Below are 10,646 nucleotides of genomic sequence, written 5' to 3'. Positions count from 1 at the left end.
TATATATGACATAAAAATATTTAATCACCACGGATTCATTAATAACTCATTTACTTATTAATTTCTAAGATTAATTTATATGAAACTGAAAATCCAACTGAATTTATTGGCGTTTGTAAAACTATTTGTGAATCAGTGTTAGATACTACACCTATTGGAGCTGCATTTGTAGCTGTGATTGACTAGAAATCACAGTGTGAACATCAAAATCAATGATTTTAAATCCTTCGGGGCGTCTATGGATACTCGTCCATCTGGGTTAACGGGTTTAAGTTTCCAACCTTTCATAATACACATTCCTTTGCCTAAGTATCTGTATGCTGTACCCGAATCAGGCAAAAAGCAGGGCTCTAAATATTTATCATTAATTACGTCTATATTCACCCAATTATTTGGTGATAGTCTTCGAAATCGCCAGTATAAATACCTGTATTAAAGAAAAGTACCCCACTAGATGAATCTTGATAACTAAGATATGCCGAATTGAAGACCTCCCTTGATGCATCCATTTTAAATTTTGACAGTTAATCGTCCATGAGACATAGAATAAAACAATGAATTATTACCAGATGGAATTGTTAAGGCTGTTCATACCTGTAAGTAATGACATCGAATGCCAGGGCCATTTTTCCCCGTTGAATTAACTATATCTTTTTGCTGTGCAAATGACTCTGATATCTCAAGAGCAGCATTTTGCAAGAGTACGTGAATTCCTTCCCATGCTTCAATTCCTAACCTCATGTTATTACCATCACCATTCAACATTGTCACCGCAATTGCTGTCTCGTTTGTACTATCATAGTTCCCCTGACCTACAACTGCTCCCTCAATATAGCCAGTAAATTCAGAATAACCACAACTTCTCAATACAAGGCCAAAAGGACACGCATCAATTTCTACTCGCAAATTAAAACTTGTATTTCTATTATTTGGAGGAGAAAGATTCTCAGGCGTTGGTGTCACGGGATCTGCATAAAAAACCCTTATGACATGAGTCTATGCGAATTGTACCTTTTGTTCCCCAGCATGAATATCCAAATACCCCATACTCACAGTCATTGACGGTAACGTCTATTTCAGCCTTAATAGCATAATTAAGATGTAATCCGATTCTGCCAGTACTCTTAGTGGGAGATCTTCTTGGTAATCCATACGTAAGCTTAAATCCTTTGAAAACCACTCCGCGTATAAATTCATCTGCACTACCTGCTGTTGTAGCGTTCATTACTCTTACGAAGCAGTCTTGTCCGAATGGCGGTGAGACGACATTAATGGTACGCTTTATTGTTGTGCCTCCAGAGTCAGTTTGTGGGTTGATTCCAGCTTTCCATTTTGAATTTACACCTATGCTTAAATAGTCGAATTTAAAATGATATTGAGCATATGAAGGACAATTAACTTCTGTCTTCCCTCTAGCATAATTCTCTGCTGCTTGGCATGCCGCCCAGTCAATGGTTTGATCTAATGAAGTTACGTGAGGGTAAACCGTTTGTGCTTCTTTTAATGTCTTAAATCGCTCAGATAGCGGCGTGGACATTACCATCACCAATCGCACCAAATTGTTCAGGCGTAACATAATGCAACATCTGTTGCAGATTACCCGATGGCTGGACACCTATCATTGATGCACCATCGGGTTGTTTAAGCTTACCTTTAAATTGGTCAGGATCGTACTTTAGAATATTTGGAAAATAGAATTGTTGCGCACCATGGCTGTCATACACAACCATTGAATGACCTTCTACTGTGACAAACTTGGCAATTTGACCATTGTAAACTGGATAGCCGGCTTGATTGATGATAATAGGTTGTGCAACAGGGACATGTGATCCGTCTTCATTCTCAAGATATACCTGAATCTGGTTCTCTGGGATGGTGGGATCCCTATCGATTTTACCGATGTAAACCTTACCATTGCTTGCAGCAGCAAACTTTCTTCTTAAGGTGAATAATTGGCTTGGCATACTCACGACAACATTAGGCATAATATCTGACATTTTTTCTCCAGATAGAAATGAGGTGTATATTTATTAAATAATGGGATTTATAAAACTTTTAGATAGGATTGTTATTCGTTGTTGTTACTTTTTGTCATTCCACTCATCGTAGCAACAAACCCAAGTCTGGCCATTTGCTGGAACTCTTCACGACTCAGCGTATCACGAAGTACTCTCATTACGGCTTTATTTTTAACAAAGCGTCTTTCAGCAGCTTCAATGGCTGATTGACTCGCTCCAGCATTAACCGCTTTAGTTGCTTCCTGAATAGCTTTCTCTATTGCATATCTGCCACTACGTTTACTGGCTAAATTGGCAATACCAGAATACAAAGCAGAACTCGCTAAAGAACCTAATACAGAACCAGTTACTCCAGCTCCTGCATAGCCAGCAATAGCCCCAACCGCTTTATTCTTGAGTGGGTCAGAAATAATTTGTAATATTTTTGGTAATTCACCATTGAGCGTTTTCAGGACGGGAACTGATCTTCCTGTATGTTCAATGCTTCTTAAAGGTTTTGACGCCGCTTTTGCTAATAAGCCATAAGCTTCTGTCAGTCTTCCAAGATCGGGTGAATATTGTCTAATCACATTAATGTTTTGTGGTGTAAGTATTGAAGCAATATGTGAAATTCCCGCGCCTTCTGATTTACCCCCTCTCACACCTTGTGATGCTGCATCCTGCAATATTGATGCTATCGTTGGTTCATGTTCATCCTTTGGAACAGATTTCATTATTTTATGAAAATCTTTTAAACCTTTTTTCGATGAGCTTTGTAATGCAGAAACGCCTTTTGTGATTAGCGCATCATTTGATAGGTCTTCCAAAAATAGCTTCAGCATCTTTTTGGGCGGTTATTCTTGCCTTAGATAATTCATTAGCTTTCGTCCAGTCTTCAAGAAAACCACCCTGTTGTGCCATTTTCTGCATATCTTGTGTTATGGCTTGTCTAACTTCTCCAGCACGTCTGGCCGCATTTGCTTCACCTCTACGGCTATATTTTCTGCTGCATCAGAAAATTTAGCTCTCCATGCTTTCATGCCATCAAACGTAATTCCCCCTTTTTATAAGCAGAAACAAATTGCTTCATTTCAGATGATAAAGGAACGCCAGCAGAATTTTCAGCTTGAACAACCGCATTGGCATTAGCCATTTTCATCTTTTGATTTGGCATTGTAGATCTAACATTTTCCAGGCTTTCCACTCTGCCTCTCTCATTTCATCTAGATTTGATATGACTCTTCCTTTAATCGCTGCGCTTTTTTCTGATGCCGTTCCAGATTCTGCACCTAATTCCTCTAAGTTTTTGTTCAACTTGCTTTTTATTTCATCAAATGCTTTCATGTGAGCATCTTGCACAATTCCTGGTGTTGAAGATAAAACTCCTTCAGTTTGCGCAATGCCTGTACTACCTGAACGCATACCTGGCGTTAAAGCATTAATGTCAATACCCGTAACATCAGCTGCTTTAGCAACATCCGGATCTATTTTGGCGGCTTGTTCTGCTATTGATTCTCGTCCTGCTTCAGATCTGGCTAATTGTACAATATCATTTGCCGTGTTAATTTCAGTTGATGCTGGTGATGCTGTACGTTGCACAACTGCATTATAAGCTTTACCTAATAGCGGAGTAATCGCTCTCGTTAATCCACTACCAGCAACCCCAATACCCAAATCAGTCGCTAAATTTTGGCCATTATCGCGCTGACTATTCTGTGCTAATGCCCCTACACTATTTTCAGCCACCATATCCGCTAATTTAGTTGCACCACGCTCCAGTCTTCCCGCGTTGGTAACAGAACCTAATGCGGCTGCTGTTCTTTCTGCGCCAACACCAGGAATAAGATAAGGCCCAATTTCAGCACCCAATTTGGCATATGGATCTTGTGGTTTTAAATTATCAGGTAACTCTAATCGCTGTGTTGGTGTATAAGTACCATCGCCAATTCCTAACTGATTACCCGCCCACGAAGCTCTGACATAAAAGCATCGGCAATTTCAGGGATAATATTCGCTACATTAACACCTGTTTGCAAAAGTCCTTTTCCTGCCTCAGTAATAGGATTACTATCTTGGTTTTGAGTAGATCGTCTTTGTTGAATTAATCCAGCAATTCGTTGAGCGCCAGTCTTATCGCCTGCTGAATCCGCATTTCTTAATGCAGTAAAAAGCTGTTCTTCTGAATAATCATTGATAGCCATGATTACCTCGATAAATATTTATTTAATAATTCATCATCTGAAATATTTGAACTATCAACATTCATCTTTTCGTTAGGCTCATCTTGCTTAAAATCCGGGTAAATTTGCTTGAAGTTAGCATTCAGCCTATTTTTGCTAGTATTTGCGTTTTTATAATATTCTGCAATGTTTTTCTGAGCGCTTCTGGCGACTGTTTTTCACTCAAATTACCCAGTGAATTCTGCAATGAACCAAATTCTCGGTTAGTGGTATTCCCTAATCCAGCGGCACCATTGGCTGACAATTCTTTCATTGAGCTTAATGTTTGCAGTCCTATTTGATCTTTCAAATTGCTAATCTGTGCCGCTAAATCTGCTCTGACAGTACCAGGAATATTTGGCATTATACTTCCTGCCCCAACCGTCCATTCCAGATAGGGATTATCCAATATACTTTGCGCTTGTTGTGCCAATCTGTCTGCGTTGTCATTAATTGTATCAATGCGTTTTCTATCATTAATCGGGCGACACGTTTTTTTCAGTTGCTTCATCTATCTTTTGTTGATTAGCCGCAATTTGTTGCTCTAATGCTTGTTTTCGCAATTCGTTAGTCGAATTTTGTGCTTGTCGATCAAGTTTCTTGTTCTCAAGTTCTGCTCTTTTTATCTCTCTATCCAAGGCTGCATTTTGCGCAGAAATATTTTGACTTCTCATTGTTAAAGACTCACCTGCTCGGTTGCTGCGTTCTGTTTCAGCAAGTTTACCTCTGTCAATGTCACGACCTTCTTGTTTATCTTGAATATCAAAATATTTTTCTGGACCCAATGCATGCATACCAATTAAATCAGTCATCTGATCAAACTGTTTTGGGTCTTGCTTGTAGGATAAAAATGCTTCTTCTGGTGATAATCCCATCTGATTTAATATCGGTGCATTTTTCTGTAATGATGACATCAGTGATTGATCACCACTTTTTGCAGCAAGACGCAAATCCATGGCTGCTTGTCCAATAACCTGATTTCTGTCCTGGTCAATAAAACCCATCCCTTTTTGAATGCGTTCAATTTGTTCAGGATGAGCCACAGCAAGTTGCTTCATTGCGTCGCGATCATTAGCCGCATAAGCCGCACCGAAAGATTTCATAAAATCCGCTTCTGATTGCTGTTTTTCTCTTGCCTGCAAATTGTCATAAATTGAACCTATACCCTGTGCAAGCATAACACCCGTATTAGGACGTTCAGCATATTGTGGTACTGCTGGCAATCCTAGCCCTCCCGCAGTTTGATTCGATATTTGCATACTGGGTAATCCAGCAAGTTGAAACGCCGCCATAGAAACTCCAATTAAAATAAACTACCCAGTGCACCTAAACCACCACCAATTACAGCTCCCCATGGTCCGCTAATACTTGCGCCTGTTGCAGCTCCTGCCATGCCACCACCTAATGCTCTCTGCCATCCAGAAGGGCTACTTGCCGAAGCCGCATTTGCTGCTCCAATGTTCTGTAATAATTGACCGACATTATTAGCGTAATTTTGACCTGCTGAAGCTTGTCCGGTTGCTGCATTCATGCCAATGCCAACTAAATTACCGTAATTTTGCATCTGATTAGATAGAAAATTCTGCCCTAATGCTGGAGCGATAGATGCTAATTGATTACCTGTTGCCGTCGAACCTAAACCACCTGTCGCTTCGGCGGCATTTAAACTTTGGTACCTCGCTTGACTAGCCAAATCATTAAACTGTTGCGAATTATAAAAATTGTTCAATGCCTGTGCCTGTCCCTCTGGCGACATCAAATTTTGCAATTGATTTAACGCTGGCACCCCGACTCCCATGTATGGCGTTAAATTTTGCATTACACGTTGCCATTGGTCTCTTTGTAGATCTATTGCTTCACGTGATGCCCTAGCTTGTTCGCTTGCGCCGTTATCCCCACCGCCTCCACCCATCTTCTAACTCCTCTTTTGTTACCTGATACATTGTCATATTGATTTGTTGATTACCTGCCGTTAATGCATTATCAATCACACCGACTCTTCGCATGTTCATTAATTTGCAAATAATTTTCCCCCACGGGTTTTTTCAGGAACATACGTAATCACGGTTGAAAAATTGATATTATCCACCAACCATTTTGAAAATTTTTTTGTGGCTTCTAATGCATATTTTCCTCGAAAACCTGGATCAAACACAGGATGAATTTCAATTAACTTGTTGCGAATAAATTCTATTGAAAAAAACCAACCAGCATTAACCCTTCATAAACACCCACATAAAGCTGATTGTTCTTTAATTGATAATCCCCGTTATTTTCCATTGCATAACCGATCTTGCTTTTATCCATAAAAAACCGCTGGAATTGTTGGATATTGTCAATAACTTTAATTTCCATCAGTCAATCAACCCGTGCGATCTTAACGCGTCTTCTAGTGCCTTGATGCGCTGGCGGGATGCGATTAATGCATTAGCCAATGCATCAATTTCATCTTTTTTATACTTTTTTCCAATTGCGAAGGATTGATCTGCATCAAAAGCGTTCTTCAATGGAGTACCGATAGCGGGAGTAAATCCAATAACACGCTGACCAACCACTTTTGTACCGTTAACGGAATAAGCAGTGTTGACATTGAGGGATGATGATAAATTTTGCTGAGTCACTCGACTCAAGGAGACGTAATCAACGATAATTTCGGATACTTTGCCATCCAAGTCTTGTATCTTTATTTTAAGTCCGTTAACGTCGTTCTCAATATTAAGCACCCGAACCTCAAGACTTGCTAAACCCTCCTCAGTTTTGTTATCCTTTCCTCGTGATTCCCAAGGATAATATCTTGCTCTTCATTTTTAAGTTGCGCAGCATAAGCTTCATATCCTGAGTCGTTAGCTCTGTTAACGACTTTGCCTATATCCTCGGCACCACTTAAAACGATCCTACGATAAGATTCGCTGAAATTTGAAGGAAGGATATCAGGGGTGATATATGAACCTTGGACGCTGATTGGCTCCTTTAATCCTGGATTTGCATATTGATTCGTCATTGTTCAATCCTTAGCGACATATTCGATAATGTCACAGGTGATTTAGTGATGATACGTATTTTAAAACCAATATTTTTTCTAACTCTGCCAATTCTTCGCCAAATAACTCGCTGGTCATAACGAAACGGGGAGTTTTGCTCTATTAATTGCTCTCTGCCATAATTGATGCCGTCTGTTGTTGCGGACAGAAATAATTTATCTGCAATTTGAGCAACACCAGTCGAAGATTCCAGTTCAAAATCAAATAATCTTGCATTGTCAGCTTTTATCATTGGTGTATAAAGAAGGTGTTCTGTCGATTGTTCGTATTGACTTGATGCGTCGAAAACTAAATTACCGATAATTCCTTCTTTCTTGTCACCCGCTGTGATTTGATTTCCATAGAACATAAAATCAATCGCACGATAGGGATTGTCATAAAGTCCTGATTTCAGTATCGACCATTGATTATTTGCAGAAATATCGAAACAAAGAGTATGCTTTGAAAGATGAATAATTAATAATTCATGATTATCAAATTTAATTGATTCCATAACTGATTTAGACAATTCATCAGCAGAATAATTACTGATGATTTTATCAATAGTAGCCGTTGATATTTTGTTTTTTTCACCTGAACCTATAATATAAACTGATGGTTGACCAATAGAATGATGACTAATAATTGCGTAATTGTCCTGATAACGACATTTGCAATTACGACCTGCAATACCAATCTGAATCATATACGCTGGTTGAGCAATATAAATGGGTTGTGAAGTATCAGAAGAGCCAGTTAACGAAAAGTATTCAATCGTAGAAGAACCAAAACAGACTATCATGTCTCGCCATGATGCAACTGAAACTATCCCATCAGGTTGCGATTCAGCGCTGTAAAATGGTCTATATCTATCAGGTTTTGATTCATCTTCAAGATCAGTTATGCCAAATCGATTACCCCCTTTTTGCAAAAATACATAACGACTTCTATTGTGACAAACATCAATAACTTCGCCTAAGTTGTATTGCGGATATCTTTCAATAACTTCTGGCACAGTCTGAATCATTGCAAATTCTGTAGAATCAGTGGTGGAACTATTCATCTTATAAGTTATTGTTATTTTTCCCCCTATTCGCTTAATTCCTTCCACCAAAATATCCGTCAAATAAGGTTTATTTCCTCCAGGATTACTTTGCGATACACGTGATCCGAACTGAGATTCAGAAATCGTTATTTCATTTCCCTTTTTGCCATCAGATGATTTTGGAATAATTTTAAGGGATAAATATCCTTCAATATCATCTTTTGATAATGTCACAAAATCATCATTACCAGCTTTATGTTCCCATTTTTTTACTTCTCGTGTGTATCCTTTTTTGACAACAACCTCTTCTGGCCAATTTGATAATTCTTTTTCTTTCCCATCATAGTCATAGAACTTTAATTTTCCACCAAAGCAAATCGCTTGACTGTTTCCTGAATGAGAAAGTGAAACCCGATCAGTTCCAGGTATATTAGCAATTTGAATGCCATTAAGATAAAGCTTGTTACCACAGACTCGATAGATAGTGTTGTTTTTTGTATTAAATTGCACACCACGTGATATGCCGTTCACTTCCTGTTTTTTTTCAATACCAGGGAATGATCTTAAATAACCCGCAGCATTAAGCACCTCTTTAGGTGTTGCCAGCATATTTACGGGTAATGCATCAATATAATCTGCGGTCTTGACATCTTTAGCTAATCCTTTAGCTAGCGGAATCTGCATTTTTGGCATGGAATCCCCTCTCAGCATAATAGCTATCAGCGCCTAACGAGGAGTATTTATTACCTTGACCAACAGGCATATCACCCCGCCTTTCTATTGGTGGAACACTGAGCGTGTCAATAAGAAGCGCATCATAGGAGGCGGCGGCCGACGCTTCTTGTCTCGGGGTAGGCTCAATGCAATAATCCGATAACATTCTCAGCATCAATTGATAACCAATAACCTGTTTATATTTACGAGGAAGACCTGACGCATCATCGGCTGCGGGTTGTTCATCTAATGAAAACTGATAGCCCAAATCCCCAAATGTAATTTGTAACTCTGCCATCAAGTCTTCAAGGTCAGTAATACTATCTTCAAACGATTGTGGTTCTACCTCTGTGTTAGTCGCATCTGAGGCAATACCCGCCTTACGCAAAGCAAACAGAACAATCTCACCTTTAGTTAACGGCTTTCTCATCTTTAGTGCCCTTTTCTTTTTTAGGCTCATTAGATTTTTCAGGTGTTTTTTTAGGTTCCTTTACTTCATCAACAGATGAAACAAAGCCCATTTTTTTGAAGACAGGGAAATCCGCTGCAACAATCACTGCCTGAACAAATCCAGCTTTATTATCCGACCAGACGAAAACGCTTTTTCTTTCCATGAGTAACCTCAAATAAAAAAAAGGGAGCCAACGCTCCCATATTGTTACGAAGATAATCAAGCATTGCCAAAAAATTGGCCACCCATATGTGGATTAAAACAGACATAGGCAGGTAATAAATCAAAACGCATCATCTGTTTATTTGCATCCCCATCAGCATATTTGTGTACACGAATAGAGAAACCCTCATAACTTGCGACTGCTGAATCAATGCTATGTAATTTTGGCAAGGGGATGGTTCCTAACCCACAGAAAAACTTATTGTAAAAAAGATTAGGTTTCATCTGTTGTTTTGCAGTTCCTATGATAGAAACGGCATCTCCTGCCTTAACTTTTGCATCAACGGCATTGTATTGGGCATTTTTTTCATCATAAATTGGAACACCCGATAATTTGACAGTAACATCACCAGAAGATGTAGAGTCAGTCTCTTCCAGCACTGTTGCTGTAAAACTGATTGCTGTCGATCCGTTATATAACGTTTGCTTACTTTGCTGATTTAACCAGTGAGTAGACGTAAATTTAAGCTGATCACCGGCTTTTAAAAAACCTGTCTTACTCGGTGTTGCTCCAGTTAATGTTATCGTAAACTGGTAGGAATCCTTAACAGAAAGATAATCAACGTTAGGCGCTGTTTTCACTGTGATTGTTCCGTCAAAATCCCCTTGCTCTCTTGATGCAAGACCATTAGACATTAATGCACGGATCCCCCCAAAATTACCTGTTATTTGCGCGTTTTCCCAAGCTGAACGCACTAAAGGTTCAGCGGAGATAGTAGTTTGTGCATCGGCAAGCCGTTGGGCTGACCACGGATCCATGACGGCGTAGTTTTCACTGGTTTTAATGCCAATATCTTTTATGAATGAGGCCGTTTGAGCCACATCTGACCATTTCTTTATCGGTGTATTCGGTGAGCCTAGCGATAGCGCACCATTGTTCATCATGAAATGGGCTAATTCTGTTTCAAGATCAGTCACCATACGCTCATGAATCGGTGATAGAATTTGTTCAAGCTGATTAAGCTGTAGTAGCTCAGA

The 10,646-nt window shown here is 39.3% G+C and carries 15 protein-coding genes and 3 pseudogenes; all 18 read right to left on the bottom strand.

Annotation, left to right across the window (positions count from 1 at the left end):
* Positions 1–588: 588 nt before the first annotated feature.
* On the bottom strand, positions 589–906 hold the full coding sequence (locus tag AYJ55_RS20520; protein ID WP_063657756.1) for a hypothetical protein: 318 nt from the start codon (positions 904–906) through the stop codon (positions 589–591).
* A 40-nt stretch (positions 907–946) separates the two neighbouring features.
* Positions 947–1,549, bottom strand: coding sequence for a hypothetical protein (locus tag AYJ55_RS31185; RefSeq protein ID WP_187153347.1), 603 nt, complete (start codon positions 1,547–1,549; stop codon positions 947–949).
* A pseudogene (locus tag AYJ55_RS20510) lies at positions 1,539–1,997 on the bottom strand (phage head-binding domain-containing protein); the annotation flags it as partial. The gene AYJ55_RS31185 and the pseudogene AYJ55_RS20510, both read right to left, overlap by 11 nt.
* A gap of 71 nt (positions 1,998–2,068) precedes the next feature.
* Positions 2,069–2,824 (bottom strand): hypothetical protein, encoded by a 756-nt coding sequence (locus AYJ55_RS20505; RefSeq protein ID WP_063657753.1) that lies wholly within the window; start codon positions 2,822–2,824, stop codon positions 2,069–2,071.
* Positions 2,805–2,927, bottom strand: coding sequence for a hypothetical protein (locus AYJ55_RS34895; protein ID WP_281181205.1), 123 nt, complete (start codon positions 2,925–2,927; stop codon positions 2,805–2,807). The genes AYJ55_RS20505 and AYJ55_RS34895 overlap by 20 nt, the downstream gene beginning before the upstream one ends.
* Before the next feature lie 106 nt (positions 2,928–3,033).
* Entirely contained in the window at positions 3,034–3,156 is a 123-nt protein-coding gene (locus tag AYJ55_RS34890) for a hypothetical protein (protein ID WP_281181204.1), read from the bottom strand.
* Positions 3,153–3,866, bottom strand: a complete 714-nt coding sequence (locus AYJ55_RS20500; RefSeq protein WP_063657752.1) for a hypothetical protein — start codon at positions 3,864–3,866, stop codon at positions 3,153–3,155. The genes AYJ55_RS34890 and AYJ55_RS20500 overlap by 4 nt, the downstream gene beginning before the upstream one ends.
* A gap of 80 nt (positions 3,867–3,946) precedes the next feature.
* Positions 3,947–4,198, bottom strand: coding sequence for a hypothetical protein (locus AYJ55_RS20495; RefSeq protein ID WP_063657751.1), 252 nt, complete (start codon positions 4,196–4,198; stop codon positions 3,947–3,949).
* Between the two features lie 121 nt (positions 4,199–4,319).
* The gene (locus AYJ55_RS20490) at positions 4,320–4,727 is read right to left on the bottom strand and encodes a hypothetical protein (protein ID WP_063657750.1); all 408 of its coding nucleotides are present in this window, start codon (positions 4,725–4,727) and stop codon (positions 4,320–4,322) included.
* Entirely contained in the window at positions 4,693–5,508 is an 816-nt protein-coding gene (locus AYJ55_RS20485) for a phage DNA ejection protein (RefSeq protein WP_063657749.1), read from the bottom strand. The genes AYJ55_RS20490 and AYJ55_RS20485 overlap by 35 nt, the downstream gene beginning before the upstream one ends.
* A gap of 11 nt (positions 5,509–5,519) precedes the next feature.
* Positions 5,520–6,128 (bottom strand): lipase chaperone, encoded by a 609-nt coding sequence (locus tag AYJ55_RS20480; RefSeq protein ID WP_063657748.1) that lies wholly within the window; start codon positions 6,126–6,128, stop codon positions 5,520–5,522.
* Positions 6,106–6,571: pseudogene (locus AYJ55_RS20475) on the bottom strand (DUF2824 family protein). The gene AYJ55_RS20480 and the pseudogene AYJ55_RS20475 overlap by 23 nt, the downstream one beginning before the upstream one ends.
* Positions 6,571–6,939 (bottom strand): hypothetical protein, encoded by a 369-nt coding sequence (locus tag AYJ55_RS33830; RefSeq protein WP_245677487.1) that lies wholly within the window; start codon positions 6,937–6,939, stop codon positions 6,571–6,573. Before AYJ55_RS33830 ends, AYJ55_RS20475 begins: the two are co-directional and overlap by 1 nt.
* Before the next feature lie 17 nt (positions 6,940–6,956).
* Positions 6,957–7,217, bottom strand: a complete 261-nt coding sequence (locus tag AYJ55_RS33825; protein ID WP_245677486.1) for a hypothetical protein — start codon at positions 7,215–7,217, stop codon at positions 6,957–6,959.
* Complete coding sequence (locus AYJ55_RS35235; protein ID WP_342668192.1) at positions 7,214–8,974, bottom strand: packaged DNA stabilization protein; 1,761 nt, start codon at positions 8,972–8,974, stop codon at positions 7,214–7,216. Before AYJ55_RS35235 ends, AYJ55_RS33825 begins: the two co-directional genes overlap by 4 nt.
* Positions 8,946–9,425, bottom strand: a complete 480-nt coding sequence (locus tag AYJ55_RS20460) for a packaged DNA stabilization gp4 family protein (RefSeq protein ID WP_063657662.1) — start codon at positions 9,423–9,425, stop codon at positions 8,946–8,948. The genes AYJ55_RS35235 and AYJ55_RS20460 overlap by 29 nt, the downstream gene beginning before the upstream one ends.
* The gene (locus AYJ55_RS29925; RefSeq protein WP_063657663.1) at positions 9,406–9,609 is read right to left on the bottom strand and encodes a hypothetical protein; all 204 of its coding nucleotides are present in this window, start codon (positions 9,607–9,609) and stop codon (positions 9,406–9,408) included. The genes AYJ55_RS20460 and AYJ55_RS29925 overlap by 20 nt, the downstream gene beginning before the upstream one ends.
* A 56-nt stretch (positions 9,610–9,665) precedes the next feature.
* Positions 9,666–10,643, bottom strand: a pseudogene (locus AYJ55_RS20450) (P22 phage major capsid protein family protein); the annotation flags it as partial.
* Positions 10,644–10,646: the final 3 nt, after the last annotated feature.

It is taken from the genome of Candidatus Arsenophonus triatominarum (genome assembly GCF_001640365.1).
In the GTDB taxonomy this organism is placed as follows: domain Bacteria; phylum Pseudomonadota; class Gammaproteobacteria; order Enterobacterales; family Enterobacteriaceae; genus Arsenophonus; species Arsenophonus triatominarum.
The sequence above is the reverse complement of the archived record's forward strand: the minus strand, read 5'-3'. Positions and strand labels throughout refer to the sequence as shown.

What these genes read in the sequence shown, in the direction of transcription:
- AYJ55_RS35235 (WP_342668192.1), bottom strand. Translation starts at nt 8,974, where the DNA reads ATGCCAAAAATGCAGATTCCGCTAGCTAAAGGATTAGCTAAAGATGTC.
- AYJ55_RS34895 (WP_281181205.1), bottom strand. Translation starts at nt 2,927, where the DNA reads ATGCAGAAAATGGCACAACAGGGTGGTTTTCTTGAAGACTGGACGAAA.
- AYJ55_RS20495 (WP_063657751.1), bottom strand. Translation starts at nt 4,198, where the DNA reads ATGGCTATCAATGATTATTCAGAAGAACAGCTTTTTACTGCATTAAGA.
- AYJ55_RS33825 (WP_245677486.1), bottom strand. Translation starts at nt 7,217, where the DNA reads ATGACGAATCAATATGCAAATCCAGGATTAAAGGAGCCAATCAGCGTC.
- AYJ55_RS20460 (WP_063657662.1), bottom strand. Translation starts at nt 9,425, where the DNA reads ATGAGAAAGCCGTTAACTAAAGGTGAGATTGTTCTGTTTGCTTTGCGT.
- AYJ55_RS29925 (WP_063657663.1), bottom strand. Translation starts at nt 9,609, where the DNA reads ATGGAAAGAAAAAGCGTTTTCGTCTGGTCGGATAATAAAGCTGGATTT.
- AYJ55_RS20480 (WP_063657748.1), bottom strand. Translation starts at nt 6,128, where the DNA reads ATGGGTGGAGGCGGTGGGGATAACGGCGCAAGCGAACAAGCTAGGGCA.
- AYJ55_RS20485 (WP_063657749.1), bottom strand. Translation starts at nt 5,508, where the DNA reads ATGGCGGCGTTTCAACTTGCTGGATTACCCAGTATGCAAATATCGAAT.
- AYJ55_RS34890 (WP_281181204.1), bottom strand. Translation starts at nt 3,156, where the DNA reads ATGAAAATGGCTAATGCCAATGCGGTTGTTCAAGCTGAAAATTCTGCT.
- AYJ55_RS20490 (WP_063657750.1), bottom strand. Translation starts at nt 4,727, where the DNA reads ATGAAGCAACTGAAAAAAACGTGTCGCCCGATTAATGATAGAAAACGC.